At 64.8% G+C, this 26,291-nt stretch carries 29 protein-coding genes; 17 read left to right on the forward strand and 12 right to left on the reverse strand.

The genetic code is table 11. From position 1 onward, the window contains the following. The first annotated feature begins 86 nt into the window (after positions 1-86). The 6 genes from ACOIX3_RS41445 (at position 87) to ACOIX3_RS41470 (ending at position 5,964) form a co-directional block, all read left to right on the forward strand. Positions 87-1,298: an MFS transporter gene (locus ACOIX3_RS41445; RefSeq protein ID WP_420967714.1), complete on the forward strand. Its 1,212-nt coding sequence runs from the start codon at positions 87-89 to the stop codon at positions 1,296-1,298. Between the two features lie 92 nt (positions 1,299-1,390). Then, positions 1,391-2,473 (forward strand): zinc-binding dehydrogenase, encoded by a 1,083-nt coding sequence (locus tag ACOIX3_RS41450; RefSeq protein ID WP_420967715.1) that lies wholly within the window; start codon positions 1,391-1,393, stop codon positions 2,471-2,473. Positions 2,474-2,482: 9 nt separating this feature from the next. After that, a complete protein-coding gene (gene trmD / locus ACOIX3_RS41455; RefSeq protein ID WP_420967716.1) occupies positions 2,483-3,244 on the forward strand; it encodes a tRNA (guanosine(37)-N1)-methyltransferase TrmD in 762 nt (253 codons plus the stop codon). A gap of 108 nt (positions 3,245-3,352) precedes the next feature. Next, the gene (gene rplS, locus ACOIX3_RS41460; RefSeq protein ID WP_092126446.1) at positions 3,353-3,733 is read left to right on the forward strand and encodes a 50S ribosomal protein L19; all 381 of its coding nucleotides are present in this window, start codon (positions 3,353-3,355) and stop codon (positions 3,731-3,733) included. Between the two features lie 512 nt (positions 3,734-4,245). Beyond that, positions 4,246-5,652, forward strand: coding sequence for a 3-isopropylmalate dehydratase large subunit (gene leuC, locus ACOIX3_RS41465; protein WP_420967717.1), 1,407 nt, complete (start codon positions 4,246-4,248; stop codon positions 5,650-5,652). 102 nt (positions 5,653-5,754) lie between these two features. After that, positions 5,755-5,964 carry a hypothetical protein gene (locus tag ACOIX3_RS41470; RefSeq protein WP_298374211.1) on the forward strand — a complete coding sequence of 70 codons (210 nt, stop codon included), beginning with the start codon at positions 5,755-5,757 and terminating at the stop codon, positions 5,962-5,964. Positions 5,965-6,106: 142 nt separating this feature from the next. On the opposite strand, the gene ACOIX3_RS41475 is transcribed toward ACOIX3_RS41470, so the two are convergent. Together ACOIX3_RS41475 and ACOIX3_RS41480 are read right to left on the reverse strand one after the other, a co-directional pair. Next, the gene (locus tag ACOIX3_RS41475) at positions 6,107-6,445 is read right to left on the reverse strand and encodes a hypothetical protein (RefSeq protein ID WP_420967718.1); all 339 of its coding nucleotides are present in this window, start codon (positions 6,443-6,445) and stop codon (positions 6,107-6,109) included. 127 nt (positions 6,446-6,572) lie between these two features. Continuing rightward, the gene (locus ACOIX3_RS41480; RefSeq protein WP_176534384.1) at positions 6,573-6,809 is read right to left on the reverse strand and encodes a hypothetical protein; all 237 of its coding nucleotides are present in this window, start codon (positions 6,807-6,809) and stop codon (positions 6,573-6,575) included. 312 nt (positions 6,810-7,121) lie between these two features. Here ACOIX3_RS41480 and ACOIX3_RS41485 point away from each other — a divergent pair, with 312 nt between their 5' ends. Then, the gene (locus ACOIX3_RS41485; RefSeq protein ID WP_420967719.1) at positions 7,122-7,343 is read left to right on the forward strand and encodes a hypothetical protein; all 222 of its coding nucleotides are present in this window, start codon (positions 7,122-7,124) and stop codon (positions 7,341-7,343) included. A 23-nt stretch (positions 7,344-7,366) separates the two neighbouring features. Here ACOIX3_RS41485 and ACOIX3_RS41490 read toward each other — a convergent pair whose 3' ends face one another. Continuing rightward, the gene (locus tag ACOIX3_RS41490; protein ID WP_420967720.1) at positions 7,367-7,693 is read right to left on the reverse strand and encodes a hypothetical protein; all 327 of its coding nucleotides are present in this window, start codon (positions 7,691-7,693) and stop codon (positions 7,367-7,369) included. Between the two features lie 114 nt (positions 7,694-7,807). On the opposite strand from ACOIX3_RS41490, the gene ACOIX3_RS41495 reads away from it, so the two are divergent. The 3 genes from ACOIX3_RS41495 to ACOIX3_RS41505 all read left to right on the forward strand — a co-directional run bounded on the left by ACOIX3_RS41495 (position 7,808) and on the right by ACOIX3_RS41505 (position 9,777). Continuing rightward, a complete protein-coding gene (locus ACOIX3_RS41495) occupies positions 7,808-8,206 on the forward strand; it encodes a metallopeptidase family protein (protein ID WP_420967721.1) in 399 nt (132 codons plus the stop codon). An 86-nt stretch (positions 8,207-8,292) separates the two neighbouring features. Further along, entirely contained in the window at positions 8,293-8,895 is a 603-nt protein-coding gene (gene leuD, locus ACOIX3_RS41500) for a 3-isopropylmalate dehydratase small subunit (protein WP_420967722.1), read from the forward strand. 93 nt (positions 8,896-8,988) lie between these two features. Next, positions 8,989-9,777 carry a hypothetical protein gene (locus ACOIX3_RS41505; RefSeq protein ID WP_420967723.1) on the forward strand — a complete coding sequence of 263 codons (789 nt, stop codon included), beginning with the start codon at positions 8,989-8,991 and terminating at the stop codon, positions 9,775-9,777. A gap of 385 nt (positions 9,778-10,162) precedes the next feature. Here the strand turns inward: ACOIX3_RS41505 and ACOIX3_RS41510 are convergent, their stop codons facing one another. Beyond that, positions 10,163-11,041 (reverse strand): HpcH/HpaI aldolase/citrate lyase family protein, encoded by an 879-nt coding sequence (locus ACOIX3_RS41510; RefSeq protein ID WP_420967724.1) that lies wholly within the window; start codon positions 11,039-11,041, stop codon positions 10,163-10,165. Positions 11,042-11,184: 143 nt separating this feature from the next. Here ACOIX3_RS41510 and ACOIX3_RS41515 point away from each other — a divergent pair, with 143 nt between their 5' ends. Then, positions 11,185-11,841, forward strand: a complete 657-nt coding sequence (locus ACOIX3_RS41515; protein WP_092121449.1) for a carbonic anhydrase — start codon at positions 11,185-11,187, stop codon at positions 11,839-11,841. Between the two features lie 10 nt (positions 11,842-11,851). Here the strand turns inward: ACOIX3_RS41515 and ACOIX3_RS41520 are convergent, their stop codons facing one another. Further along, complete coding sequence (locus ACOIX3_RS41520; protein ID WP_050402526.1) at positions 11,852-12,403, reverse strand: TIGR00645 family protein; 552 nt, start codon at positions 12,401-12,403, stop codon at positions 11,852-11,854. A 27-nt stretch (positions 12,404-12,430) separates the two neighbouring features. Then, a complete protein-coding gene (locus ACOIX3_RS41525; RefSeq protein ID WP_092121443.1) occupies positions 12,431-13,465 on the reverse strand; it encodes an aspartate-semialdehyde dehydrogenase in 1,035 nt (344 codons plus the stop codon). 116 nt (positions 13,466-13,581) lie between these two features. On the opposite strand from ACOIX3_RS41525, the gene ACOIX3_RS41530 reads away from it, so the two are divergent. Continuing rightward, positions 13,582-14,376, forward strand: a complete 795-nt coding sequence (locus ACOIX3_RS41530) for a hypothetical protein (protein WP_420967725.1) — start codon at positions 13,582-13,584, stop codon at positions 14,374-14,376. A 178-nt stretch (positions 14,377-14,554) separates the two neighbouring features. Continuing rightward, positions 14,555-14,962: a hypothetical protein gene (locus ACOIX3_RS41535; RefSeq protein WP_050402523.1), complete on the forward strand. Its 408-nt coding sequence runs from the start codon at positions 14,555-14,557 to the stop codon at positions 14,960-14,962. 87 nt (positions 14,963-15,049) lie between these two features. Here the strand turns inward: ACOIX3_RS41535 and ACOIX3_RS41540 are convergent, their stop codons facing one another. After that, the gene (locus ACOIX3_RS41540; RefSeq protein WP_420967726.1) at positions 15,050-16,030 is read right to left on the reverse strand and encodes a lysozyme inhibitor LprI family protein; all 981 of its coding nucleotides are present in this window, start codon (positions 16,028-16,030) and stop codon (positions 15,050-15,052) included. A 115-nt stretch (positions 16,031-16,145) separates the two neighbouring features. Further along, positions 16,146-17,258, reverse strand: a complete 1,113-nt coding sequence (gene leuB / locus ACOIX3_RS41545; RefSeq protein ID WP_420967727.1) for a 3-isopropylmalate dehydrogenase — start codon at positions 17,256-17,258, stop codon at positions 16,146-16,148. A gap of 269 nt (positions 17,259-17,527) precedes the next feature. On the opposite strand from leuB, the gene ACOIX3_RS41550 reads away from it, so the two are divergent. Continuing rightward, positions 17,528-18,391 carry an EamA family transporter gene (locus tag ACOIX3_RS41550; protein WP_420967728.1) on the forward strand — a complete coding sequence of 288 codons (864 nt, stop codon included), beginning with the start codon at positions 17,528-17,530 and terminating at the stop codon, positions 18,389-18,391. An 89-nt stretch (positions 18,392-18,480) separates the two neighbouring features. Further along, positions 18,481-19,659: a YbfB/YjiJ family MFS transporter gene (locus tag ACOIX3_RS41555; protein WP_420967729.1), complete on the forward strand. Its 1,179-nt coding sequence runs from the start codon at positions 18,481-18,483 to the stop codon at positions 19,657-19,659. A 123-nt stretch (positions 19,660-19,782) separates the two neighbouring features. On the opposite strand, the gene ACOIX3_RS41560 is transcribed toward ACOIX3_RS41555, so the two are convergent. The 3 genes from ACOIX3_RS41560 to ACOIX3_RS41570 form a co-directional block, all read right to left on the reverse strand. After that, positions 19,783-20,568: a molybdopterin-binding protein gene (locus tag ACOIX3_RS41560; protein WP_420967730.1), complete on the reverse strand. Its 786-nt coding sequence runs from the start codon at positions 20,566-20,568 to the stop codon at positions 19,783-19,785. 11 nt (positions 20,569-20,579) lie between these two features. Beyond that, positions 20,580-21,212, reverse strand: a complete 633-nt coding sequence (locus tag ACOIX3_RS41565) for a cytochrome b/b6 domain-containing protein (protein WP_420967731.1) — start codon at positions 21,210-21,212, stop codon at positions 20,580-20,582. Positions 21,213-21,392: 180 nt separating this feature from the next. After that, positions 21,393-21,947 (reverse strand): fasciclin domain-containing protein, encoded by a 555-nt coding sequence (locus ACOIX3_RS41570; protein WP_420967732.1) that lies wholly within the window; start codon positions 21,945-21,947, stop codon positions 21,393-21,395. A 328-nt stretch (positions 21,948-22,275) separates the two neighbouring features. Between ACOIX3_RS41570 and ACOIX3_RS41575 the strand changes: the two genes are divergently transcribed. Beyond that, positions 22,276-23,676 carry an MFS transporter gene (locus ACOIX3_RS41575; protein WP_420967733.1) on the forward strand — a complete coding sequence of 467 codons (1,401 nt, stop codon included), beginning with the start codon at positions 22,276-22,278 and terminating at the stop codon, positions 23,674-23,676. 228 nt (positions 23,677-23,904) lie between these two features. Here ACOIX3_RS41575 and ACOIX3_RS41580 read toward each other — a convergent pair whose 3' ends face one another. Continuing rightward, positions 23,905-24,666, reverse strand: a complete 762-nt coding sequence (locus ACOIX3_RS41580) for an SDR family oxidoreductase (RefSeq protein ID WP_420967734.1) — start codon at positions 24,664-24,666, stop codon at positions 23,905-23,907. Positions 24,667-24,753: 87 nt separating this feature from the next. Here ACOIX3_RS41580 and ACOIX3_RS41585 point away from each other — a divergent pair, with 87 nt between their 5' ends. Continuing rightward, positions 24,754-26,283, forward strand: a complete 1,530-nt coding sequence (locus ACOIX3_RS41585; RefSeq protein WP_420967735.1) for a malonate--CoA ligase — start codon at positions 24,754-24,756, stop codon at positions 26,281-26,283. Positions 26,284-26,291: the final 8 nt, after the last annotated feature.

A 26,291-nucleotide genomic window follows, 5' to 3' on the forward strand; every position in this document is an offset into this window, starting at 1 on the left:
AGCCACTTAAATATCTCTATTTTTCAAAGATCACCTCCGATGTGCAGCCGGTCAATCTTTAGATTTTGTTGCCTTGGATGGCGCCGATGAGCGTGTCCGCGGAAGCCGGCACGTCCCGGCCAAGTCACGCCCGGGCGGCGCGCACGCTGTCCGTGACCGGGCTCAACCACGCCCTCCATGACGGCTACACCGACCTGATCTACGTGCTGCTGCCGGTCTGGCAGGCGGAGTTCGCGCTGAGCTACGGGCTGCTGGCGCTGCTGCGCGGGCTCTATGCCGGCGCGATGGCCGGATTGCAGATTCCGGTGGGACGCACCGCCGAGCGGATCGACGGCAAGATCATCCTGATCGCGGGCACGGCGCTGTCGGCGCTCGGCTACGTGTTCGCCGGATTGTCCGGCGGCGTCATCGGACTTGGCCTGGCGCTCGCGCTCTCCGGCGCGGGTTCGAGCACGCAGCATCCGATCGCATCATCAGCGGTGTCGCGCGCCTACGGCGCGGCGGCGCGCGGCCCGCTCGGCATCTACAATTTCAGTGGCGATCTCGGCAAGGCGGCGATCCCGGCGCTGACATCGATCCTGCTCGTGATCATGTCGTGGCGGCACGCGCTGCTCGTGCTCGCGCTTGCAGGTCTGCTCGTCGCGATCTGCATCGCGCTCTGGATGCCATCGGTCGGCAGGGGCGCCGAGCACAAGATGGCCGCCGCGTCGCGCCGTGACGGCGCCGGCGGCGGCTTCCACTGGTTGCTCGCGATCGGAATCCTCGACACCGCGGTCAGGATGGGTTTTCTCACCTTTGTGCCGTTCCTGTTGCGCGACAAGGGCGCCTCGCTGCCGACCAACGGCCTCGCGCTGGCGCTGGTCTTCATCGGCGGCGCTGCGGGGAAATTCACCTGCGGCTGGCTCGGCGCGCGCGTCGGCACGTTGCGCACCGTGCTGATCACCGAAGGCGGCACGGCGGCGCTGATCCTTGCAGTGCTGATATTGCCGCTGGCGCCGGCCGTCGTGCTGCTGCCGTTGCTCGGCGTGATGCTCAACGGCACCTCCTCGGTGCTCTATGGCACGGTGCCCGAGCTGACACCGGCGCATCAGACCGAGCGCGCCTTCGCGCTGTTCTATACCGGGACCATCGGATCGGGCGCGATCGCGCCGGTTATCTATGGCCTGCTTGGCGACGCGCTCGGTCCGACGCTCGCCACCACGGCGACTGCGCTCACGGCGCTGGCGATCTGCCCGCTCGCAGTGGCGCTCGCGCGGCATCTTGCCGACGGAGCCGGCGGACACCGCGCCGGCGCCTGACGCGTAACTTTGCATCGCCGGTCTGGCGCCGCTCTTGCTGCGCAATACATAGTCGTTGTGTCGATGGGGACGACCAACGGAAAGCAAAAACCATGACAAGTACGCACAAGGCCTGGCGGCTGCACGCCCACAATGATCTGCGCTTCGAGGATGTCGCAACGCCCGGGCCCGCGCCCGATGGCGTCGTGGTCCGGATCGAGGCCGGCATGGTGCTGTCCTATACCAACAAACTGCTGTCGGGCGCGCTGCCCTACAGCTTGCCGCCGATGCCGTTCGTGCCGGGCACCAACGCGATCGCGCGCGTCGTTGCCACCGGCGAGAACGTGACGCATGTGCGGAGCGGCGACCGCGTGTTCCTCAGCCCGCATCTGCGCGGCGACGTGCCGGATCGCGATCCGCCGCAGATCCTGATCGGCCTCACCGCGACGGTGACGACACCGGAAGCGTTCGCATTGCAAGCACGCTGGCGCGACGGCGTGTTCGCGGAGATCGCGCACTGGCCTGCCGCCTGCGTCACGCCGCTTGCCAATCTCGACGACAAGCCGGCGACCGAGCTGATCGGGCTCGCCAAACTGATCGTGCCGTTCGGCGGATTGCAGCGCACCGGCCTGCGCGGCGGACAGACCATCATCGTCAACGGCGCGACCGGCTATTTCGGCTCGGGCGGCGTGATGCTCGCGGTCGCGATGGGCGCGGGCCGCGTCGTCGCGGTCGGACGCAAGCAGGCCGCGCTCGAGCAGTTGCGCGATGCATTCGGCCCGCGCGTCATTCCCGCTGTCGTGACCGGCGATGCCGCCGCCGACCTTCAGATCATCCGCCGCGCCGCCGGCGGCAGCGCCGATGTCGCGCTCGACCTGCTCGGCGCCGCCAAAAGCACCTCGACCACGCTGTCCGCTCTGCGCGCGCTCCGGCGTGGCGGCCGGATGGTGCTGATGGGCAGCGCCGAAGTGCCGCTCGAGCTCTCGTTCCGCGAGATGCTGGCCAACGACTGGGAGGTGGTCGGGCAGTTCATGTACGATCGGACGGCGCCGGGCCAACTCGCCGGCCTTGCCGCCGAAGGCCTGCTGGATCTGCGCAAGATCAATGTCGCGACCTTCAAGCTTGCCGACTTCCGCCGTGCGGTGGATGCCGCGGCGATGATGCAGAGCCTCGACCTCACGGCCGTGGTGCCGTAACCAGAGGCCATGACTTCGCAAGAGACCCCGTCCCAGGCGATCCCATGGCGCGCCACCGTGCTGACCCTGTTCCCGGACATGTTTCCGGGACCGCTCGGCGTGAGCCTGGCCGGCAAGGCGCTGGCCACGGGTCTCTGGGCGCTGGAGGCACGCGACATCCGGGCCTCGGCGACCGACAAGCACCGCAGCGTCGACGACACGCCGGCCGGCGGCGGCCCGGGCATGGTGCTGCGGGCCGACGTGCTGGCGGCGGCGGTCGACGCCACTGGTGTCACACCTGACCGCCCGCGCCTCTTGATGAGCCCGCGGGGTCGGCCATTGACCCAGACCCACGTCGCGGAGCTCGCGGCCGGGCCCGGCCCCCTGATCGTCTGCGGCCGCTTCGAGGGCATCGACCAGCGGGTGATCGAGGCGCGCCGGCTCGAGGAGGTCTCGATCGGCGATTATGTGCTGTCCGGCGGCGAAATCGCCGCGATGGCGCTGATCGACGCCTGCGTTCGCCTGTTGCCGGGGGTGATGGGGAAGCTGGCCTCGGGAACCGAGGAGAGCTTCTCCGAAGGACTACTGGAATACCCCCAATACACCCGTCCGCAGGAGTTTGAGGGCCGCCAGATCCCCGAAATCCTCATTTCCGGCGATCACGCCAAGGTCGCGGCCTGGCGGCTGGCCCAGTCCGAGGCCCTGACGGCGGCCCGGCGGCCCGATCTCTGGGCCCGGAAGGCCGGCCAAAAAGCCGCCCGGCGAGGGACAAAAAACACGACAGACGGGTGACAAACCCTACGCTTTGCCTTATAGGCACGGCCTAATCCGCACACGCGCAGGATAGATGGACGTTTGCGCAGCCCGCACAGGCTGGGCGCGCCGCCGATGGAGATTTCGATGAACCTGATTCAGCAGCTCGAAAAAGAGCAGTTCGACAAGCTCGCCGCCACCAAGACCATTCCGGAATTCGGGCCCGGCGATACCGTCATCGTCAACGTGAAGGTGGTCGAAGGCGAACGCACCCGCGTGCAGGCCTATGAAGGCGTCTGCATCGGCCGTTCCGGCCACGGCCTCAACGAGAGCTTCACCGTGCGCAAGATTTCGTACGGCGAGGGCGTCGAGCGCGTCTTCCCGGTGATGTCGCCGATGATCGACTCGATCAAGGTCGTGCGTCGCGGCAAGGTGCGTCGCGCCAAGCTCTATTACCTGCGCAGCCTGCGCGGCAAGTCGGCCCGCATCGTCGAGAAGCAGGACCGCCAGACCGCCGTCGGCGAGTAACGTTTCCCTTCATAGCGTTTTCGAGCGAAGTGGGGACCGGTTCGCGTCAAGAAAACGCGTCAAACGACAACCGGATGTGACCAAAAGCGCGGGGCCTGCCCCGCGCTTTTTTGTTGCGGCATACCTATATCGGAAGCGAGCCCCCAACTCGTCATGCGCGGGCCTGACCCGCGCATCCATCAAGACGAGGAGCTTCTTGCTCAAGATGGATGGATTGCCGGGTCGAGCCCGGCAATGACGACAGGGGCACCCGCGCAATCGATCGATTGTCGCGCCCACGAGCCCTGTGTTAGAAATTTAGAATGGTTCCGGATCGAGCAAGCCAATGCTGCCAGCGCGTCGTGATCGACGATCGCTCGCGGCTGCCCGGCCGCTTCTTCGGACGCTTTGCGACGTCGGCAACGTCTGAGCTTACGCGCGCAGCGTAACGCTGCCTGGACGCTGTCGCCTGCTCGCGCGCCGAGACGCGCTTAACGCCATTCACCACTGAATTTCTTCTGGAGCTGAAGCTCATGTCCAAACCGACCACGCTGTACGACAAGATCTGGAACGACCATCTGGTCCACGAGGCCGACGACGGCACCTGCCTGCTCTATATCGATCGCCACCTGGTGCACGAGGTGACCTCGCCGCAGGCGTTCGAAGGCTTGCGCGCTGCCGGCCGCAAGGTGCACGCGCCCGAGAAGACGCTCGCCGTCGTCGACCACAACATCCCGACCACCGACCGCTCGAAGCCGAACCCCGATCCGGAAAGCATCGAGCAGATGCGGGTGATGGCGGAGAACGCCAAGGAATTCGGCATCGAATATTACAACGAGTTCGACAAGCGTCAGGGCATCGTCCACGTCATCGGCCCGGAACAGGGCTTTACGCTGCCCGGCACCACCATCGTCTGCGGTGACAGCCACACCTCGACGCATGGCGCATTCGGCGCGCTCGCGCACGGCATCGGCACCTCCGAGGTCGAGCACGTGCTGGCGACGCAGACGCTGATCCAGAAGAAGGCCAAGAACATGCGCGCGATCGTCGACGGCAAATTGCCTGAAGGCGTGACCGGCAAGGACATCATCCTGGCGATCATCGGCGAGATCGGCACCGCCGGCGGCACCGGCTATGTGCTGGAATATGCCGGCGAGGCGATCCGTGCGCTTTCGATGGAAGGCCGCATGACGGTCTGCAACATGTCGATCGAAGGCGGCGCGCGCGCCGGCCTGGTTGCGCCCGACCAGAAGGCGTTCGACTTCCTCCGCGACCGCCCGAAGGCGCCGAAGGGCGCCACTTGGGATGCCGCGATGCGCTATTGGGAGACGCTGCGCTCCGACGAGGGCGCGCACTTCGACCACGAGCTCCGGCTGGACGCTGCAAAACTGCCGCCGATCGTCACCTGGGGCACGAGCCCCGAGGACGTCATCTCGGTGACGGGCTTCGTGCCCGATCCGGACAAGATTGCGGATGAGGCGAAGCGGCTCTCCAAGCACCGCGCGCTGAAATATATGGGCCTGAGCGCGGGCACCAAGATCACCGACATCAAGCTCGACCGCGTCTTCATCGGCTCCTGCACCAACGGCCGCATCGAAGACCTGCGCGCAGCCGCGAAGGTCGCCGAGGGCAAGACCGTCAACGCCAACGTCAACGCGATGATCGTGCCGGGCTCCGGCATCGTGAAGGAGCAGGCGGAAGCCGAAGGCCTCGACAAGATCTTCGTTGCGGCCGGCTTCGAGTGGCGCGAGCCGGGTTGCTCGATGTGCCTCGCCATGAACCCGGACAAGCTGAAGCCGGAAGAGCGCTGCGCCTCAACCTCGAACCGCAACTTCGAGGGCCGCCAGGGCTTCAAGGGCCGCACCCATCTGGTGTCGCCCGCGATGGCCGCGGCCGCCGCGATCGCCGGCCACTTCGTCGACGTCCGCGACTGGCGGTAAGCGAAGTTTTCGTCTCAAGCTCGAGCCGTTGTGGAAACGGCTCGTTAACGTGACGTACGCACACTGGCTCCTCGCGAACACAGGTTTCGTGGGGAGCCGGACGTGGCCGACAAGAACGAATTCGTCGACATGATCAGTGAGGCGACGCGGCAGAAGCGCCGTCGCGCCGCACCACGCATCATCGATCCGCTTCCCGAGGTGAAGGAAACCTCGCGCCTCAGCCACTGGCCGCCGGAGCGCTGGACGCAATGGCGGATGGAAAACCTGACGCCGTGGAAGATAAAGTCCTGGAAGCTGAAGAACTGGGACTAGCGCGCTCTCCAGCGAGAGTGACCTGAAAAAACGGGCGCCGCTTGGCGCCCGCTGTCGTTTCAGCCTGCCTGCAAAGGGCGGCCCGGCGACCGGAGCCGCTCCTACGCTTGCCCAGCTGAGCCGCACAGCGCGGCCAGCCGCATCACCAGAACGGGCCGAACCCGAAGCCAAAGGTGAACGGCGCCGGCACAGCATATGGGTACGGCCGATAGTAGTAAGGCCGTCCGTAATAATAGGGGCCGGACGGCCGGTAATGGGAATAGGGCTGGTAGTACGGCCGGTAATAGGGACGGTAGCCGCGGTGATAATGGTGACGATGGTAATGCCGATGATGGCGCTGCGCGCTGAAGTCGGTCGCCTTGCCCGTCGGCTGCTGTTGGGCCGCGGCCTGCGGCTTGACTGATGCCGCGGCGGTTGCCGATGCCGACGCCGTCAATGCGAATGCACAAGCGACCGCGGCAACACCGATCCATCTCATCATGATCAACTCCTGCAGATTGCGATTGATATCATCTCGCGCGCGCGAATCTGCCGGTTTGATGGCTGAGAACGACAACAGGCCCGCTGCTCACGGGCCTGTGTCTCAACTGCGCTGATCCGCCGCGCGATCAGCGGCGCCAGTGGCGACGATGGCCCCAGCCGCGGTGATGTCCGCGACCCCAGCCACGATGCCAGCCATGACCATGACCATAGCGGACCTGCGTGGTCGTCTGGTTCGCGTTGTCCTGAACCGTTGCGGCGGTGCCCGGAGTCGCAAGCGACATCGCGTTCGCGCGTTCGGCCGGCGCCGCCAAAACCAGCACGGCACCGACGGCCGCAAGCCCCAGAACCTTCATCACCTTCATGCGTTTTCTCCTTGATCCCTTGATGTCACGTCTTGCAACGACGATTAGAGCTTCTTGCCTTGACGCGTTTTCTTCACGCGAAGAACTTCGCTCGAAAACGCTCTGGCATTCGAATCGACCCCCGTTGCCGCGACGCAGATCGCAAGCACAATGCAGGCGACGTGAAATGGGATGTGAATGACTGCGCCACGATGGTGAATGCCGCTGGCGCACGCAGGTTCCAACGCAGCCGCTGGAATTTTCGTGTCTGTGCGTAAAACCGGCATAGACAATGGTCGTATCTTGTGAGGAGCCTCTCGCAGGAGATCGCCGATGACACAACAAGGCCCGCGCAGATGGCTGGCGCTCGGCGCGGCAGCGCTCGCTGGTTCCATGATTTCAGTTGATGTCGCGCTCGCCTCGCAAGGTCCGGGCGGCGGCATGGGAACGGCGAGCCAGCTCACGCAAATGCTGATGGCGCTCGCGGTCTATGGAACGGTGGGAGCGGTCGTCGCTGCCGGACTGATCGGCGCAGCGCGCCGACATTTGCACTAGCTTCCGCTTCGCGCGAAGGCGCTCTAGCCCGGCCGCCAGAAGCAGTTCATGCGCGGCGTGATCACGGTGCCGCTCGGCCGGTGCTCCTGCACATAGGTCGCGGTGCAATCGCGCACGGCGTTCGGACCGGGATTGTAGCGCGGGATGACATCCGGCTCCCAATGATCGGGCCGCGACCGGTAGATCGGCACCCGCCGGAGCCGGCGGTGCTCGACGACCCGCTCGCGCACGACCGGCGCCGGCTCACCGATGCGCGCTTCGGCCGCCGCGCTCTGTGCCCGCGCCTCTCCGACTGGGAGCGAAAGCCCGACTGCTACCGCCAACAGCGTTGCCGCCACGATCCGTTTCATCACGCTACCCAAGCCCCGTTCTTGAGCCTCAATCTTGGGCCGCACGGTCTCCCATTGCACCGCCAAGGTCAACTGCGCTGGCGCCGCCTGAGCCACTCGCGCTAAAGGAGTGTCATGTGGACCACAGCAAAAGCCCCCTCGCTCGCCGAGATGGAGGCCATGGCGCACGAGATTTTCGAGCGTCTGCCGGAGGCGTTCCGAGCCCTCTGCGAGGGCCTGATCATCCGTGTCGACGACTTCCCGACCGACGAGGTGCTCGACGAGATGCAGGCCGAGAGCGAGTTCGACCTGCTCGGCCTGTTTCACGGCATCGGCCTGCCGCAGCAGAGCCATGGCGACGTGGCCCGGCTGCCCAACCTGGTCTGGCTCTACCGGCGACCGATCCTGGACTACTGGGCGGAGCACGACGAAACCCTCGGCCACATCGTCCGCCACGTGCTGATCCATGAGATTGGGCACCATTTCGGCCTCTCCGACGCCGATATGGAGGCGATTGAGGCCGATGCGGGCTAGGCCTGCAGAAATGGCCCTTTTACCGCTGTCACATTCGCGATAAACATCCGGCACCTATCCCCTATTTTTGCCCGGGAAGAGCACCGATGGACAAGTTCACCACGCTGGAAGGCGTCGCGGCACCGCTGAAGATCATCAATGTCGACACCGACATGATCATTCCGAAGCAGTACCTCAAGACCATCAAGCGCACCGGCCTTGGCAAGGGGCTTTTCTCCGAGCAGCGCTACAAGGATGACGGCAGCGAGAACCCCGATTTCGTCCTCAACCAGTCCGCCTATCGCAACGCGAAAGTGCTGGTCGCCGGCGACAATTTCGGCTGCGGCTCGAGCCGCGAGCATGCGCCCTGGGCGCTGCTCGACTTCGGCATCCGCTGCGTGATCTCGACCTCGTTCGGCGACATCTTCTACAACAACTGCTTCAAGAACGGCATCCTGCCGATCCGCGTGTCGCAGGAGGACCTCGACAAGCTGTTCGACGATGCCGAGCGCGGCGCCAATGCGACGCTGACCATCGATCTCCCCAACCAGGAGATCCGCGGCCCCGACGGCGGCACGGTGAAGTTCGAGATCGATGCGTTCCGCAAGCACTGCCTGGTCAACGGCCTCGACGACATCGGCCTGACGATGGAGAAGAAGTCGTCGATCGACACCTATGAGGCCAAGCTCAAGGAGCGCGCCTGGGCTTGAGGCGCAGCCTGTCATCGCGCCCCGGTGCCTTCAGGCGCCGGGGCTTTTCTTTGCGAGATTGTCTTCTCACGAACCTGCTGATGGCTGACGCCCATGCTGCCTGACATCGTCACCTTCTGGCACGGCTCGATGGACGCGCTGCGCCGGACCTGTCTGCGCTCGCAGGTAGCGGCCGGGCACAAGGTCACCGTCTACAGCTTCGATCCAATTCCCGGCCTGCCCGACGGCATCGGCAATGCCGAGGCCGAAGCGGTGCTGCCGCATGCATTCTCGGAGCGGCTGCGTCCGGCCGAGCGCGACGGGTCCTGGCGCGACTGGACCATCCTGCAATTCAGCGACTTCTTCCGCATGCGGCTCATGACGCAGCGCGCCGGGCTCTGGCTCGACGCCGATGTGCTGCTCTTGAAGCCGGTCGAGATCGATCCGGCCAAGCCCTATTTTGCCTGGGAGCGGCCGCGGCAGCTCGGCAACTCGGTGCTGTACCTGCCGCACAACGATCCGATCGTGCGCGCATTCGAAGCGCTGATGCAGCAGGACGAGCTGACGCCGGACTGGCTGGCTCTGCGTCACCGCCTGACCTTCGCGATGCGCAAGCTGCGCGGCAAATCCAATCGCCTGTCCGACATCCGCATCGCGATCTACGGCCCCGCAGCGCTGACCGCGCTCGCGCGCCGTGAGGGCGAGTTGCAGCACGCGCTGCCGAAGCGCTCGTTCTACGCGGTGCACGCCGAGCCAAGACTGTTCTTCGAGCCGTCGGATTTTTCGCGCTACCTTGATGATCCCGAGATCATCGGCCTGCACATCTCGCCGAAGGGACGCGGCAAGGACGCCCCGATCCCGGGCAGCCTCTATGCATGGGCGTCGGAGAAGTTTGGCGCGTAGTCACCCTCCCCTGGAGGGGCGCACCACCAAAATATCGAAAACAACCCCATGCAAAGTAGCCGGCGGCTGCCGGCGCTCGGCATGGCAGCTTGACTCGTCGGGCAAATCAGCGGCATTCTTCTATTATTCCGAAATCATGCGGACGCCCCGCGGCCATGGCATATCATGGGCGTCGGAGGGGCTTGAGGCGCGATAATCACCCTCCCCTGGAGGGGGAGGGTCGGATCGCGTTGAGCGTAGCGAAATGCGAGCCGGGGTGGGGTGATCTCTCAACACGGGCGGAGTATCCGTGGAGAGACCGTCACCCCACCCCGCCGCTCATTTCATTCGCGTCGACCCAAGAGCGAGCTTCGCTCGTCTCGACCCCCTCCAGGGGAGGGTGAGATCAATGCCCCATCGCGGCGATCGCGTCTGCGATCGCGATGGTGCGCTTCGCCATCTCGGCGTGCAGGCGCTCCACCATGCGGCCGTCGAGCTGGATCGCACCGCGCGCGGCGTTCTCCGGCTGCTCGAACGCGGCGATGATCCTGCGCGCCTCGGCGACCTCGGCCTCCGGCGGCGTGAAGATCGCGTTGCAGGCGTCGATGTGACTCGGGTGGATCAGTGTCTTGCCGTCGAAACCGAGATCGCGGCCCTGCGCGCATTCCTCAGCGAAGCCGTCGATATTGCTGATGTCGCCATAAGGTCCATCGAGGATCTCGAGCCCGTGCGCGCGGGTCGCCAGGATGCAATGCGTTATCATCGGGATCATCGCCGCGCGGCCCGGCTTCATCCGGATCCGGGTTTCGCGCGCGATGTCGTTCGGCCCGAACACGAAGCCGGCGAGCCGGGTTTCGGAATCCTGCGATGCCGCGGCGAGCTTGTCGGCGTCGAGCACGGCACGTGCGGTCTCGATCATCGCCCAGACCCGGATCGAGGCGGGGGCATTGATGTCGCTGAGACGATCGGCGACCGCGTTGAGATCGTCGACGGTGGAAATCTTCGGAACGAGGATCCCGTCCGGCTGCGCCTTGCCGGCCATGCCGATGTCGTCGACCCACCACGGGCTGTCGAGCGCGTTGATGCGGATCAGGACCTCGCGCTTGCCGAAGCCCTTGGCGGCGACCGCCTTGGCAATCTGCTCGCGCGCTGTGGCCTTGGCGTCGGGGGCAACGGAATCCTCGAGGTCGAGGATGATGCCGTCCGCCGCCAGCGTACGGGCCTTCTCCAGCGCCCGCGCATTCGATCCCGGCATGAACAACAGGCTGCGGCGCGGACGGGTCATCGGCATTCTCCTTGGGGGCTCGGGCTCCGCCACTGTCCATTGTTTGGGCATTGGGCGGAACCATCTTTCAACGCTGCCGTATCATCTCAGGATGCACGCCGAAAGTCTTGTTCCTGTCACCGGCATGTGGTTAGCCAGAGGCCATGAATTCCTTTCCGAAGCAGTTGATCGACGGCTACCGGACCTTCGCGACCCAGCGGTTGCCGACTGAACAGTCGCGATACCGGGACCTGTCCGAGCGCGGCCAGTTTCCCGAGACCATGGTGATCGGTTGCTGCGATTCCCGCGTCTCGCCGGAAGTGATCTTCGATGCCGGCCCCGGCGAGTTGTTCGTGGTCCGCAACATCGCCAATCTGGTTCCGGTCTATCAGCCCGACAGCAATGCCCACGGCGTCTCGGCCGCGCTGGAATATGCCGTGACCGTGCTGAAGGTGAAGAACATCGTGGTGCTGGGCCATGCCCAGTGCGGCGGCATCCGCGCCTTCGTCGACAAGATCAAGCCGCTCACGCCCGGCGACTTCATCGGCAAATGGATGCAGATGTTCATCAAGCCCGGCGAGATCGTCGAGCAGCGCGACCATGAAAGCATGCAGGACTTCGTCACCCGCATCGAGAAGGCCGCGGTGTTCCGCTCGCTGGAGAACCTGATGACGTTCCCGTTCGTGCGCGAGCGGGTCGAGAGCGGCGAGATGCAATTGCACGGCGCCTATTTCGGCGTCGCCGAGGGCTCGCTGTTCGTGCTCGACCGGGTCGCGAAGGAATTCATCAGCGTCGCCGATGCAATGAAGGCCGGCGCGTAGGCGCTATCGGCTACTCATCACCGTGATAGCCGCCCCAGCGATCGGAGAGCGCAAGCAACAGCGCTGAGATCACGAACACCAGGTGCACGGCGACGAGCCAGGTCATCCGCGTCGCGTCGAACGCGGCATCGATGTTCAGGAACGCTTCCAGCACGTGGATCGCGGAGATCGCGACGATCGACGCCAGCAGCTTCTGCTTCAGCCCGGCAAAATCGATCTTGGTGATCCAGATCGGCCAGTTCGGGTTGCCCGACGTGTCGATGCGCGAGACGAAGTTCTCGTAGCCGGAAAACACCACGATCAGAATGAGGTTGGCGACCAGCGTGACGTCGATCAGCGCCAGCGCGTCGAGGATGACTTCCGTCGATTTGTAGCCGGACGCATGCAGGACGAACTCCCACAGCATGCGCGCGAATTTCAGCAGCAGCACCGCAAGCGCCACCACCAGGCCGACATAGAACGGCGCCATCAGCCAGCGGCTGTTGAACAGCACATATTCGAAGCCGCGCATGATGCGCGGCGTCGGGGGGCTCGATGGGGTGGGAGCCAGCTGTTCCGACATGGTTGCGCCCCCCGTTGGTCCCCGCCTTTAGGCCGCTTTCTTCTTCGCGGTGATCAGCTTGCGGTTGATCAGGACTTCCGCGATCTGGATCGCGTTCAGCGCCGCACCCTTGCGCAGATTGTCCGACACGCACCAGAACGACAGGCCGTTCTCCACCGTCGCATCCTCGCGGATGCGGCTGATATAGGTCGCGTCCTCGCCGGCCGCCTCATAAGGCGTGACGTAGCCGCCGGGCTCGTGCTTGTCGATCACGAGGCAGCCCGGCGCATTGCGCAGGATGTTGCGCGCCTCGTCCGCCGTGATCGGGTTGGCGAACTCGACGTTCACAGCCTCGGAGTGGCTGACGAAGACCGGCACGCGCACGCAGGTCGCGGTCAGCTTGATCTTGGGATCAAGGATCTTCTTGGTCTCCGCCATCATCTTCCACTCTTCCTTGGTGTAGCCGTCTTCCATGAAGACGTCGATCTGCGGAATGATGTTGAAGGCGATGCGCTTCGGAAACTTCTTATTGATCAGCTCGTCATTGGTGTAGACGGCCTTGGTCTGCGAGAACAGCTCGTCCATCGCATCCTTGCCGGCGCCCGACACCGATTGATAGGTCGCGACCACGACGCGCGTGATCGTCGCCTTGTCGTGCAGCGGCTTCAGCGCCACGACGAGCTGCGCGGTCGAGCAGTTCGGGTTGGCGATGATGTTCTTCTTGGTGAAGCCGGCGGCCGCATCGGCGTTCACCTCCGGCACGATCAGCGGCACGTCGGGGTCCATGCGCCAGGCCGAGGAATTGTCGATCACGACCGCGCCGGCGGCGCCGATCCTGGGCGACCATTCCTTGGAGACCGAACCGCCGGCCGACATCAGGCAGATGTCGACATCGGAGAAGTCATAGTGCTCGAGCGCCTTCACCTTCAGCGTGCGGTCGCCATAGGAGACCTCGACGCCAACGCTGCGGCGCGAGGCCAGCACGACGACCTCGTCGGCGGGGAATTTGCGCTCGTCGAGAATGTTGAGCATTTCGCGCCCGACATTGCCGGTCGCTCCGACCACCGCGACTTTGTAACCCATCGTTCACTCTCCGACGAAAAATGCCCGTTCCCCCGCAAGCTGCGGAAAGGGAAGAGGCAGCGCTTCTATGCGAGAAACCCCGTCAAGACAACGTTGCGTAGCATTTGAGCGTTTTGATGCGTTTATTTCGGGCCGATCCGGCCGCGCCCCATCATACGAGAAATCCGTCTGACCTGACGAGCTTCGTCGACGAGGTGTACGCCACGTTCTCCCGGCTGTTCGCCTATGTCGCCGTGCTCGCGCTGTTCGCCGCCCTCGGCACCTATCTATGGAAGCAACTGCCGGAAGCAACCGCGATGGCAGCACCTCCTGCCGCAGGCTGGAGCATGGCGGTCCGCTCGGCACCGGCTTTTGCCATCAGCGGGCTCGATCCCCGAGACAAAACAGAGGCTTACGAAATCCTCCGGCATCCCGAAGGCGGCCGCAAGGACGTCTTCCGCTGGACCGATGCCAATGGCGCGCCGGCAGCCGAGCTGGAGATCTACCGCCCCGGCGGCGAGGCCATGGGGCCCGCGGTCACAGAGGTTGCCGCGCGGCTCGACCCGGGCGGTGTCCGCGAGCTCGAGGCCGCCGGCATCGTCGACAGCAAGTTCGGCGGCGTCACCCTGCTGCGTCCGGCGCGACAGGACGGCAGCCGCGCCTGCCTCGGCTTCCTCAAACAGGCCGACGCGCCCGATCTGCGCATCTCGGGCTGGACCTGCCAGGGCGCCAGCCTGCCGGCCCAGCGCGCCGCGATCATTTGCATGCTGAACCGGCTGACCCTGCTGGCCGCGGGCAACGACCCGCGGCTCGCCGCGCTGTTCGCGCATGCCGAGCTGCGGCGCACCGACTGCATTACCTCCGGCCCGCCCGCTTTGTCGGCCGACTGGGTGATGGGCAGCGAGAACCCGCTTCTGCGCGGCGCGCTTTGATGGCGAGACCGTGGCAAGGCACTGGTTTTCATGAAACTTTTGCGCTTGGACACGCATTATCTCTGATGGTGTGGCGCAATTGACCTAGTGACGCCCCACCCTCCATGGCTACAATGTGTTCCGAGTGATTTTGGCGGACGCGCCAGCCCCCCAGGGGGGCCGTAATGACGAGGATGCGATGACCTTGAAATTCCCTGCCGCGAACAAGCTCGTGGTGTTGCTTGCCGCGGCTGCCGTCACCGCAACCGCGTTCGGCATGACCGCGGCCAGCGCGCAGCAGACCCCGAGCAAGCGCAAGCAGCAAGAGCAATATGACCGTGACGGCCGCCGCTACTACGGCGCGCAGGGTCCGAACCGCGTCTATCAGCAGGGTCCGCGCACCCGCGTTTACGTCACCACGCGCTCGTGGCTCGACGCCGGCACCGAAGTGCTGCCCGGCGACCGCAAGTTCAACGACTACGCCTACCCGCCGGATGTCGGCTACCCGTCGTTCGCGCGCGAGAACAACAACCGTCCGATCGACCGCCAGCCGCTCAGCCCGCCGGCCGACCTCGGCGGCTATCCGCGGAATTTCCCGCTGTACTGAGAATTTCGGCGAACAGCCGACACGAAAATGCCCGGCTCCGGCCGGGCGTTTTTTATTGCTGAGGCAACGTCTGCGATGTGCCGGCCGCTAGGGAAGCGGAAAGTCCTTTTTCACGATCGGACGCAGCATCGAGTACGGAATAGTGCAGCTGCACATGCATTGCCCGTACCCTCCGAAGCCGTAGGAGCCGTAGTCGATGACGGCTGCCGTGGCGTCGAAACTCCAGGACTTCAGGTCCTTTGAATTCTCGCTGACTTGCGTCAGTTCGACGTCGTCCTTCCAGTGATCCACGTCATCCGATCGCTCCTTTTTCTGCTTCGCGACCTCCGATCGGCAGAATTCGAAAACAGGCCTTGCGTTGGCTTCGTCGAGCAGATCGTCGAACTTCAGTTGCCGGTTCAGCATCCTGTCGAGGTTGATGTTGTAGGAGCCCGAATCCGGGTGCGCCTGCCCGAGATAGATTTCGCTGGTCACGTGCACCGAAACCAGCCGCGAGGACGCGTAGGGAAGATCGATCTCAAGGCTGACCTCATAGTTGTCATGAGGCCCCGGGTTATCCTTTCCCGCCTCGGCGTCGAGAATTGCCCTCTTCACTGCGTTGTCGATCGCCGCGTTCAGTGGCGATTGCCAATCGCCGGCGCCGACGAATTCGATAGCGCTGATAGCAAGGTCGGCCGAACCGTTCTTCGCCGGCCGGGAGATGAAAACCCATCGGAACAAGCGGTCCGAGACATCGCCGGCGCGCGGCCTTCCATCCAGATACCCCTGTCTTTCCCGGGATTGCACAGCAAGGCACGCGGGCAAGGGCCTGACTGCGTTGGGACTGGCGCAGACCGCGTCTCGTGATTGAATCCATTCCGTCTGAGAACGCAGCAAGACAGCCGCTGCGTTGGCGGGCAACGAGTTGCGCAGTTGACGATATGTCTTTCCAAGCGCCTCGTCGGCGCTGCGTGCTTCGGGGTCTGAGCAGATCGCCTTTTCTGCGGCGCTGCTTGCAGCCGTACAGTCGATCGCAAGAGCAGGATGCGCGAACAAGACTGATGCAACGGCAATACCGACGACACGCACGCATCGCCCTCCAAGTCACCCCGTTAAGGGAAAATGCCGGTGTAGCCCGGCATTTTCCATCCTGGTGTTGTCATTCCGGGACAGACCTCGTCGCCCCGAAATGACCGCATAACCCTTACGCGTGCAGCTTCTGCAATTCCGTCAGGATCGCCTCGCCCATCTGCGCCGTGCTGACGGACGTGGTGCCGGCCGACTTGATGTCGGCGGTGCGCAATCCGCTGGCGAGCACGGCGGCGATCGCGGCATCGACCTTGTCGGCGAGATCGCCCATGCCGAAGGAATAGCGCAGCGCCATGCCGAACGAGGCGATCATCGCGATCGGATTGGCGAGGCCCTTGCCTGCGATGTCGGGCGCCGAGCCGTGCACCGGCTCATACAATGCCTTGCGCTCCTTGGTCTTGGCGTCCTCCTTGCCGAGCGAGGCCGACGGCAGCAGGCCGAGCGAGCCCGTGAGCATCGCCGCGATGTCGGACAGCATGTCGCCGAACAGATTGTCGGTCACGATGACGTCGAACTGCTTCGGCGTCTTGACGAGGTTCATGCCGCCGGAATCGGCGAGCTGGTGCTCAAGCATGACATCCTTGTATTCGCGCGCATGCACCTGGGTCATGACCTCGTTCCAGAGCACGCCCGACTTCATGACGTTGCGCTTTTCCATCGACGTCACCTTGTTCTTGCGCTTGCGCGCCAGATCGAAGGCGACGCGGCCGATCCGCTCGATCTCGAAGGTGTCGTAGACCTGGGTGTCGACCGCGCGCTTCTGGCCGTTGCCGAGATCGGTGATGGTCTTCGGCTCGCCGAAATAGACGCCGCCGGTGAGCTCGCGCACGATCATGATGTCGAGGCCCTCGACCACCTCGCGCTTGAGGCTCGAGGCATCCGCCAGCGCCGGATAGCACACCGCCGGACGCAGATTGGCGAACAGGCCGAGATCCTTGCGCAGCCGCAGCAGGCCGGCCTCCGGGCGCACTTCGTAGGGCACGCTGTCCCACTTGGGACCACCGACCGCACCGAAGATCACGGCATCGGCCGCATTGGCCTTGGCCATGTCGCCTTCGGAGATCGACACCTTGTGCGCGTCATAGGCCGAGCCGCCGACCAGGCCCTGCTCGGTCTCGAACTTCGCGATGCCCTGCGCATTCAGCCAGTCGATCACGCGCTGGACCTCGGCCATCACTTCGGGGCCGATGCCGTCGCCGGGGAGAAGCAGCAGTTTATGGGTCGCCATGGTCGTTACCTCTAGGTAGCTGTTTGTCGTCATTGCCGGGCAAGAGCGCGAAGCGCGTCCCCGCACGGATTACCCGGCAATCCATCCCGCTTCGAAGAAGCCCTTGAAGATGGATGGATGCCCGGGTCGAGCCCGGGCATGACGAGCGGAGGAAAATCCGGCCGGAGTGCTAAAACGCCTCGGGCGGATTGGCAAGGCACCCCGAGCAGGGCCAAAATGGCCCGCAAAGAGCCAACCGCGCCCCAAAAGAAGCCAACAAGACGGACCTCATGACCGCAGCCATTATCTATGCCTTCGCCTCGGCCATTTTCCTCGGCGCCGGCGTCGTGCTGGCGCAGCTTGGCCTGCGTACCGTCGAGCCGCTGTCGGGCGCCGCGATCAGCGTGCCGTCCTTCACTCTGCTGTTCCTGGTGCTGTCGCCGCTGATCCTGCATGGCGAGCCGGTGGTCTGGCGCGGCCTGCCGATCTTCATGGCGATCGGCCTGTTCTTCCCGGCCTCGCTGACGCTCTTGACCTTCGCCTCGAACCGGGCGCTCGGACCGGTCATCACCTCGACATTGGGCAATCTGGCGCCGCTGTTTGCGGTCGCCGCCGCCGTGGTGCTGCTGCATGAGCCGCTCGAGCCGCAGCAGCTGATCGGCCTTGTCGTCGCGGTGGCCGGCGCCGCGATCATCACCGTGACCCGGCCCCGCGACCTCGGTCATTGGCGCAGCTGGGCCCTGCTGCTGCCGCTCGCAAGCGCGCTCGTGCGCGGCATCGTGCCGCCGATCGCCAAGCTCGGGCTGGCGATCTGGCCGAGCCCGCTATGGGCCTGCCTGATCGGCTACATCATGTCGTCAATCGTGGTGCTGACGGTCCAGCGCATCCGCAAGGGCAGCTTCATGGTGCAGGCGCCGCGCGACGGCCGGTTCTGGTTCACGCTGACCGGGATCAGCAACGGGCTCAGCGCGCTCAGCCTGTTCGCCGCGGTCCGCAACGGCCCGATCACGCTGGTGGCGCCGCTCGCTGCGATCTACCCGCTGGTGACCGTGGCGCTGAGCGCTGTCATGCTCAAGCATGTCGAGATCACCGCGCGGATCGTCGCCGGAACGCTACTGACCGTCGCCGGCGTCGCGCTGGTCCTGATCGCCTGATTGCCCGATACGCAAGACAGTGTTGCTGCCCGCGGCGCTGGGCAGGACCGGCACGGCCTGCCACAATGGGCGCATTGCCGGAGTAAATCGTGAGAGCCCCCTCCCCGTCCTATCCGCATCCCGCGCGGCTGATCCTTATTTTGTCGCTCGCACCGACGGTCGGTCTCGGCATCGGCCGTTTCGCCTATTCGCTGGTGCTGCCCGACATGCGCGAGCAGCTGGCCTGGTCCTATTCGGCCGCCGGCTTCATGAACACGATCAATGCTGCCGGCTACCTGGTCGGCGCGCTGTTCGCCTCGCGCCTGATCCAGCGCTTCGGGCTCGCCGCATCGGTGCGCTGGTCGACGGTGGCTTGCGCGCTGTCGCTGGCGCTGTGCGCCCTCTCCGGCAATTTCGCCGTGCTGAGCTTCGCCCGCCTGCTGGTCGGCTTCGCCGCCGCGATCGGCTTCGTCGGCGGCGGCGCGCTGGCGGCAACCATCGCGCAATCGCGACCGGAACGCGCCAACTTCCTGCTCAGCCTGTTCTACGCCGGGCCGGGCGTCGGCATCCTGGCATCCGGCCTGATCGCGCCGTTCGTGCTGCAGGGTTTTGGCGCCGGCTCGTGGTGGATCGTGTGGTGGGCGATGACCTTGCTCTCCGCGATCATGACCGTGCCGCTGCTGCTTGCGCCATTGCACGCCAATACTGCCGCCGGCGGCATCGTGCGGACCAAATTCGCTGTGATGCCGGTCCTGATCTACCTCACCGCCTATTTCCTGTTCGGCGCCGGCTACATCGCCTACATGACCTTCATGATCGCCTATGTCCGCGACGGCGGCGGCGGCGCGGGTGCACAGAGCGCGTTCTGGAGCCTGATCGGCGTCAGTGCATTCGTGACGCCATGGGTCTGGCGGCGGGTTTTGGCGCTCGACCGCGGCGGGCTCGCCACCACCATCATCCTCGGCGTCAACGCACTCGGCGCGGCTCTGCCGATCTTCGGGCATTCGCCGCTGCTGCTCGCAATCTCGGCGCTGGTGTTCGGCGTCGCGTTCTTCGCGGTGGTCGGCTCGACCACCGCCTTCGTGCGTCTCAACTACCCGCCGGAAGCCTGGCCGACCGCGATTGCGGCGATGACCATCGCCTTCGGCATCGGCCAGACGCTCGGCCCGATCGTGGTCGGCGCCATCACCGACGCCGTCGGCAGCCTGTCATTTGCGCTGAACGTCTCGGCCGCGATGCTGGCGCTGGGGGCGGTGCTGTCGGCGTTTCAGAGGAAGGTGGGGCCTTGAAAAGACTCGTCATTCCGGGGCTCGCGAAGCGAGAGCCCGGAATCCATCGTGACGCAGCACATGCGGCCAAATGGATTCCGGGCCTGCGCCTTCGGCGCATCCCGGAATGACGAGGGGAGAGCGTCAGCTCCCGCTGAACGAGTTGTAGCCCTGGTCTTCCCAGTAGCCGCCCTTGTAGTCGTTGGTGACTTCCATCGAGAGCACGTATTTCGGGTTCTTGAAACCGAGCTTGGTCGGCACCCGGATCTTCATCGGGAAGCCGTAGGCGCGCGGCAGGATCGCGTCGCCGAATTTGAACGTCATCTGGGTCTGCGGATGCAGCGCCGTGCGCATGTCCAAAGGCGAATTGTAGCCGTCCTTGTCGGCGCACTGGAACCAGACATACTTGGCGCGCGTGTCGGCGCCGACCAGCTTGAGGAAATCGCGCAAGGGCGTGCCGGTCCAGCTGCCGATCGCGCTCCAGCCTTCGACGCAGATGTGGCGCGTCACCTGCTTGACCTGCGGCAGCTTGTACAATTCGTCGAGCGTCCACGACTTCTTGTTCTCGACCAGCCCGCGCACCTCGAGCTTCCAGTCCGCGCCTGCGATCTCCGGCGCATCGTCGAGATCGTAATAGGCATTGAACGGGAACGGCTTGGTGATCATGCTCTCGGGGAAGGTCGGCGCCAGTGCATCCGGATTGAACATCCAGGCCTGCACCGCGTCGTTGAACTTCGAGACCTTCTTCAGCAGTTCCTCCGCCGACGACGAATCGACCACGTCGCAGCCCGTCAGCAGCGTCAGCGCACCGAGGCTGGTCCCCGCCGTGATGAAGCGGCGGCGCGTCAGCTCCGGCATCGTCTTCACCGCATCGCGCACCAGCAGCTGCTTGTCGACACCGGGGATCAGGAGTTTTCTGAGACGACCCATCACACCCTCCCTCAGCGCCCGATGATCATGGCGCGCAGGCTCTTCGGCACCAGCAACGCGAGCGCGACATGGATCACCAGGAAGGCGACGATCAGCGCCATGCAGGTGAAGTGGACATAGCGGGCGATGTCGTAGCCGCCGAACAACGATACCAGCCAATGCAATTGCACCGGCTTCCACATCGACAGACCGGACAGCACGATGACGATGCCGACGGTGATGATGCCGGTATAGAGCAGCTTCTGCACCGAATTGTATTTGCTGAGATCGTCATGCGACAGCTTGAAGGTCAGCGCCGCCTTGGTATCGGCGATCACGCCGCCGGGGGTGATCGGCAGCAGCTTCTTGCGGAAGCGGCCGGTGGCGAAACCGAGCGCCAGATAGACCAGGCCGTTGACCATCAACAGCCACATCGCGGCGAAGTGCCAGAGCAGCGCGCCGCCGAGCCAGCCGCCCAGCGTGATGTTCCGCGAGAAGGTGAAGCCGAACAGCGGCGAGGCATTGTAGATCTGCCAGCCGGACATGATCATCAGGATCATCGCGAATGCGTTGATCCAGTGCACCATCCGCACCCAGACCGGCTGGATCACCTTCGTGGGCGCCGCGGTCTCTGCCTGGTGGTCGCTGACGGCAAGGCTCGTCATGGAATGTCTCTGCTCGTGGTCGTTACCGGCTTATACGCCGGGAACCGGCGTTCCGTTACAGGGGTGCGCATCATCAGTTCGATATACGCCACTTCATCTGGTCACAAAAATGCGAGCCGGGGCGAGGCTCCGGCTCGCTATTTCGGAAGGCGTTCCGGGACTAAATCGGGCCGCCGGGTGTTACGACGCCGGCATCAGCACGGTGTCGACCACATGGATGACGCCGTTCGACTGGTTGACATTGGAGATCGTCACCATCGAGGTGCCGCCCTTGGCATCGACGATCCAGACCTTGCCGTCCTGCTTCTTGACGGTCAGTTCCTCGCCCTCGGCGGTCTTCAGCTTCTTGCCGTCGGTGAGGTCGGAGGCCTCGAGCTTGCCCGGCACCACATGGTAGGTGAGGATCTTGGTCAGCGTCGCCTTGTTCTCGGGCTTGACCAGATTGTCGACGGTTCCGGCCGGCAGCTTGCCGAACGCGGCGTTGGTCGGCGCGAACACCGTGAACGGGCCCTTGCCTTCCAGCGTGTCGACCAGGCCGGCGGCCTTCACCGCGGCGACGAGGGTGGTGTGGTCCTTCGAATTGACGGCGTTCTGGACGATGTTCTTGGACGGGAACATCGCGGCGCCGCCGACCATCACGGTCTTTTCCTCGGCACGGACCGGCGCCACGACAGTGGCAGTGATCGCGAGCGCGCTGAAGGCGGCGGCAGCGAGATAGGCAATACGCTTCGACATGGTTCGTCTCCCGATGGGTAATCCGGCCGGCTCGTTCTCCGCCGGCGATGAAGGGGCAACAACGGCGCGTGTTGATTGGTGCGCGTCGTCGTTGGCCTGAGCTACGGGAGGTTTTCCGGGCGGTTTCCGGAAATAACTCTTTGTGATTCCTGAAACCGTCTGGAGCGCGCTCCGTATACGCGGCGCTTTGCGCATCCTGCCAACCATTCCACTCAGCGGAATGGACGGGTGCGCTGCCGCGAGCAATTTGCTTGCCGCCCTTGCCCGATTGGGTCAGCCTGAGATTGCGGCGCAACTTCACAACGGGCGGTAGTGGGGAGAAGCAATCATGAGCAGCATCACGGCTGATGGTCACGCCACGCCTGCGGCGAACGATGCCAGCAGCGACATCGGCCCGCTCGAGCAGAAGCATCTGCAGTTCGCCAACTACCGCGCGGTCGCAGGCACCACGGAGATCACGAAAACCCATTGGCATATCGCCACCGCCAACGCGCTCGGCTGGGGCTTTGACGGCATGGACGGCGTCATCTTCGCGCTGATCTCGCCGATGGTGATCAAGGAATTCCAGCTGAGCCTGCCGGAATATCGCTCCGGCATGCAGATCGCGCTGTTCGTCGGCATCGCCGGCCTTTACTTCTGGCCGTGGCTCGCCGATCGCTACGGCCGCCGCACGCTGCTTGCGGTCAACATTGCGCTGTTCTCGCTCCTGATGCCGGTCGCAGCGCTGTCGCCGACCTTCACGGTCTTCGTGATCGCGCGCTCGCTGTTGTTCTTCGCGCTCAACGGCGAATGGTCGCTCGGCTCGATGCTGGTGGCGGAGACCTGGCCGGCCCGGCTGCGCGGCCGCGTCATCAGCATCACGCGTTCGGCCTGGTGCCTCGGCGCCACGCTCGCCGGCGCGATCACCGGGCTGGTTGCCGCCAATTACGGCTGGCGCATCGCCGTGATGGTGCCCGGCGTGATCGCGCTGCTCGCGATCTATATCCGCTCCACCTGCCCGGAATCGCCCTATTGGGTGCGTTCGCAGGATCGCAAGCGGCGCATCTCGGAGACGCTGGCGCGCGGCGGCACCGTCAGCGGCGATGACAGCGCCTGGTTCGGCAAGGCCAAGTCGGTCGGCATCCGCCAGGTGTTCATGCCCGACGTGCTGCCTTCGACATTGGTGGCGCTGTTCGTGGCCTGCGCCAGCACCTGCATCTACGGCACGGTCGGCGCCTGGATGCCGCTTTACCTCTCGACCGAGAAACATTGGTCGACCGCCGAATACAGCCTGTTCTACGTGTTCTACGGCCTGTGCGGCTTCCTTGGCCTGTGCCTGGTCGGCTGGCTGATCGACAAGATCGGCCGCCGCCGCACCTTCATCGTGACCCTGATCGAGGGCGCGATCTTCATGACGCTCTGGGTCTATTCCGAGGACCGCGTCCTGCTATGGGCATTCGGGCTCGCCTGGTGTCTCGGTTTCCTCGGCTTCTGGGGCCCGAGCACGACGCTGACAGCGGAAATCTTCCCGACCCGGATTCGCGGCGCCGCCAACGGCGTGGTCTGGGCGATCGCCTATTTCGTCGGCTTCGTGCTGTTCCCGTTCGTCTCGATCGCGCTCCAGCAGCACACCGGCTCGTTCGCGCTGTCGTTCCTGTGCATCCCCGTGCTGATGATCGCGATGGCGATCGGCGTGTACCTGTTCGTGCCCGAGCATTCCGGCAAGGAGCTGAACGAGATCAGCGAGTGAGGTGGATCGCGGATGGGGTAACCGTCCACGCCGTCGTCCTGGCCAAGCCAACGGGTCGGCGCGAAGCGCCGCCCGATGACAGGCTGCGCGCGAGCCGGGACCCATAACCACGAATGGTCGGTTTGCGAAGGCTGTGGCTTTGCCGACAACCAACATCGGTGGTTATGGGTCCCTGCGCCTGTGCGCAATTGCGCACTGGGCAGGGACGACCCGCTGAGAGAGTTGTGCCTAATCCCGGTTCGTCGGCGTCTGAATAAATCCGCGATTATGCGTCGGGCTGATCAGGATCTCGTTCATGCAGACCCGCGCCGGCATACTGGCGACGAAGGCGATGGTGCGGCCGCAATCCTCGGGCTGCAGCATCCTGGCCTGCTCGGCTTCGCTCGGCACCACCGGCCGCTGCTTCAGGATCGGGGTTGCCACCTCGCCCGGCGACAGGCAGCAGGCGCGCAGCCCATTGACGCATTCGTCCATGTTGAAGGAATGGGTCAGTGCCAGCACCGCGTGCTTGGTCGTGGTGTAGGCCGGGCCCGGCATCTTCGAGACGTGCCGGCCCGCCCAGGAGGCGACATTGATGATGCAGCCGTCCTGCTGCTTGCGCATGGTCGGCAGCACCGCGCGCATGCAGTAGAGCACGCCGTTGAGGTTGACCTCGACCAGCTTGTCCCAGCCTTCCAGCTCCATGTCGGCCCAGCTGCGCTTCGGCACATTGATGCCGGCGCTGTTGACCAGGAGGTCAATGCGGCCGTGCTTGCCGACGATCGCCTCGGCGGCCTTGTTGACGTCGGCCTTGTTGCTGACATCAAGCGGGATCGCCTCGACCTTGCCGCCCTTTTTCGTGATGCTGGCCACCACGCGGTCGAGCTCTTCCTTGCGGCGGCCGGAGATCACCACCGTCCAGCCGTCCGCAGCCAGGAATTCCGCCCCGGATTCACCGATTCCGGTGCCGCCGCCGGTGACCCAGGCCACGCGTTTCCCATTATTTGTCATGCAAACTGTCTCCGTTGCTTTCCGAAGGGCGTTTTTGCTAATCCAACCGGACCTTTACCGGCGCTTTCGCCCCTCAGGGGATGTTGCATGAACACGACCACCAACGCCAACCTGTTTTCCCGCCTGTTCGACGGCCTCGACGACCCCAACCGGCTCGCGATCGAGCAGCTCGACGGCAGCCGCATCTCCTACGGCGATTTGATCGCGCGCGCGGGCCAGATGGCGAACGTGCTGGTGGAGCGCGGCGTCAAGCCGGGCGACCGCGTCGCGGCGCAGACCGAGAAGTCGGTCTCGGCCCTCGTGCTCTATCTCGCCACCGTGCGCGCCGGCGGCGTCTATCTGCCGCTCAACACCGCCTATACGCTGAACGAGCTCGAATACTTCATCACCGATGCCGAGCCGTCGCTGGTGGTCTGCGATCCCTCCAAGCTGGACGGCATCAAGGCGATCGCCGCCAAGGTGGGCGCCAGGGTCGAGACGCTCGACCCGACCGGCAAAGGCTCGCTGACCGAGGCGGCCGACAAGGCGCCGAGGGAATTTGCTACCGTGCCGCGCGGCAATGACGACCTCGCCGCGATCCTCTACACGTCGGGCACCACCGGCCGCTCCAAGGGCGCGATGCTGTCGCACGACAATCTGGCGTCGAACTCGTATTCGCTGGTCGACTACTGGCGCTTCACCGACAAGGACGTGCTGATCCACGCGCTGCCGATCTATCACACCCACGGCCTGTTCGTGGCGAGCAACGTGACGCTGTTCTCGCGCGCCTCGATGATCTTCCTGCCGAAGTTCGATCCGGACGCGATCCTGAAGCTGATGGCCCGCGCCACCGTGATGATGGGCGTGCCGACCTTCTACACCCGCCTGTTGCAGAACCCCGGCCTCAACAAGGACGCAACCAAGCACATGCGGCTGTTCATCTCGGGCTCCGCGCCGCTGCTCGCCGACACCCATCGCGAATGGTCGGCCCGCACCGGCCACGCCGTGCTCGAGCGCTACGGCATGACCGAGACCAACATGAACACTTCCAACCCCTATGAGGGCGATCGAGTGCCCGGCGCGGTCGGCTTCGCGTTGCCCGGCGTCTCGGTGCGGGTCACCGATCCGGAGACCGGCAAGGAGCTTGCGCGGGAAACAATCGGCATGATCGAGGTCAAGGGCCCCAACGTGTTCCAGGGCTATTGGCGGATGCCGGAGAAGACCAAGTCCGAATTCCGCAGCGACGGCTTCTTCATCACCGGCGATCTCGGCAAGATCGACGACAAGGGCTACGTCCACATTCTCGGCCGCGGCAAGGATCTGGTGATCTCCGGCGGCTTCAACGTCTACCCGAAGGAAATCGAGAGCGAGATCGACGCCATGCCCGGCGTGATCGAATCCGCCGTGATCGGCGTGCCGCATGCCGATTTCGGCGAAGGCGTCACCGCCGTTCTGGTCTGCAGCAAGGGCGCCGATATCAGCGAGGCCTCGGTGCTGAAGGCGCTCGACGGGCGGCTCGCCAAATTCAAGATGCCCAAACGCGTCTTCGTCGTCGACGAATTGCCGCGCAATGCGATGGGCAAGGTGCAGAAGAATATTTTGCGGGATACGTATAAGGATATCTACGCGAAGGGTTGAAGCCGCGA

The organism is Bradyrhizobium sp. B120 (assembly GCF_049075665.1).
In the GTDB taxonomy this organism is placed as follows: Bacteria; Pseudomonadota; Alphaproteobacteria; order Rhizobiales; family Xanthobacteraceae; genus Bradyrhizobium.

Coding starts and splice junctions, on each gene's coding strand:
- ACOIX3_RS41445 (WP_420967714.1), top strand. CDS start 87: ATGAGCGTGTCCGCGGAAGCCGGCACGTCCCGGCCAAGTCACGCCCGG.
- ACOIX3_RS41450 (WP_420967715.1), top strand. CDS start 1,391: ATGACAAGTACGCACAAGGCCTGGCGGCTGCACGCCCACAATGATCTG.
- trmD (WP_420967716.1), top strand. CDS start 2,483: ATGACTTCGCAAGAGACCCCGTCCCAGGCGATCCCATGGCGCGCCACC.
- rplS (WP_092126446.1), top strand. CDS start 3,353: ATGAACCTGATTCAGCAGCTCGAAAAAGAGCAGTTCGACAAGCTCGCC.
- leuC (WP_420967717.1), top strand. CDS start 4,246: ATGTCCAAACCGACCACGCTGTACGACAAGATCTGGAACGACCATCTG.
- ACOIX3_RS41475 (WP_420967718.1), bottom strand. CDS start 6,445: ATGATGAGATGGATCGGTGTTGCCGCGGTCGCTTGTGCATTCGCATTG.
- ACOIX3_RS41480 (WP_176534384.1), bottom strand. CDS start 6,809: ATGAAGGTGATGAAGGTTCTGGGGCTTGCGGCCGTCGGTGCCGTGCTG.
- ACOIX3_RS41485 (WP_420967719.1), top strand. CDS start 7,122: ATGACACAACAAGGCCCGCGCAGATGGCTGGCGCTCGGCGCGGCAGCG.
- ACOIX3_RS41490 (WP_420967720.1), bottom strand. CDS start 7,693: ATGAAACGGATCGTGGCGGCAACGCTGTTGGCGGTAGCAGTCGGGCTT.
- ACOIX3_RS41495 (WP_420967721.1), top strand. CDS start 7,808: ATGTGGACCACAGCAAAAGCCCCCTCGCTCGCCGAGATGGAGGCCATG.
- leuD (WP_420967722.1), top strand. CDS start 8,293: ATGGACAAGTTCACCACGCTGGAAGGCGTCGCGGCACCGCTGAAGATC.
- ACOIX3_RS41505 (WP_420967723.1), top strand. CDS start 8,989: ATGCTGCCTGACATCGTCACCTTCTGGCACGGCTCGATGGACGCGCTG.
- ACOIX3_RS41510 (WP_420967724.1), bottom strand. CDS start 11,041: ATGACCCGTCCGCGCCGCAGCCTGTTGTTCATGCCGGGATCGAATGCG.
- ACOIX3_RS41515 (WP_092121449.1), top strand. CDS start 11,185: ATGAATTCCTTTCCGAAGCAGTTGATCGACGGCTACCGGACCTTCGCG.
- ACOIX3_RS41520 (WP_050402526.1), bottom strand. CDS start 12,403: ATGTCGGAACAGCTGGCTCCCACCCCATCGAGCCCCCCGACGCCGCGC.
- ACOIX3_RS41525 (WP_092121443.1), bottom strand. CDS start 13,465: ATGGGTTACAAAGTCGCGGTGGTCGGAGCGACCGGCAATGTCGGGCGC.
- ACOIX3_RS41530 (WP_420967725.1), top strand. CDS start 13,582: ATGCGTTTATTTCGGGCCGATCCGGCCGCGCCCCATCATACGAGAAAT.
- ACOIX3_RS41535 (WP_050402523.1), top strand. CDS start 14,555: ATGACCTTGAAATTCCCTGCCGCGAACAAGCTCGTGGTGTTGCTTGCC.
- leuB (WP_420967727.1), bottom strand. CDS start 17,258: ATGGCGACCCATAAACTGCTGCTTCTCCCCGGCGACGGCATCGGCCCC.
- ACOIX3_RS41550 (WP_420967728.1), top strand. CDS start 17,528: ATGACCGCAGCCATTATCTATGCCTTCGCCTCGGCCATTTTCCTCGGC.
- ACOIX3_RS41560 (WP_420967730.1), bottom strand. CDS start 20,568: ATGGGTCGTCTCAGAAAACTCCTGATCCCCGGTGTCGACAAGCAGCTG.
- ACOIX3_RS41565 (WP_420967731.1), bottom strand. CDS start 21,212: ATGACGAGCCTTGCCGTCAGCGACCACCAGGCAGAGACCGCGGCGCCC.
- ACOIX3_RS41570 (WP_420967732.1), bottom strand. CDS start 21,947: ATGTCGAAGCGTATTGCCTATCTCGCTGCCGCCGCCTTCAGCGCGCTC.
- ACOIX3_RS41575 (WP_420967733.1), top strand. CDS start 22,276: ATGAGCAGCATCACGGCTGATGGTCACGCCACGCCTGCGGCGAACGAT.
- ACOIX3_RS41580 (WP_420967734.1), bottom strand. CDS start 24,666: ATGACAAATAATGGGAAACGCGTGGCCTGGGTCACCGGCGGCGGCACC.
- ACOIX3_RS41585 (WP_420967735.1), top strand. CDS start 24,754: ATGAACACGACCACCAACGCCAACCTGTTTTCCCGCCTGTTCGACGGC.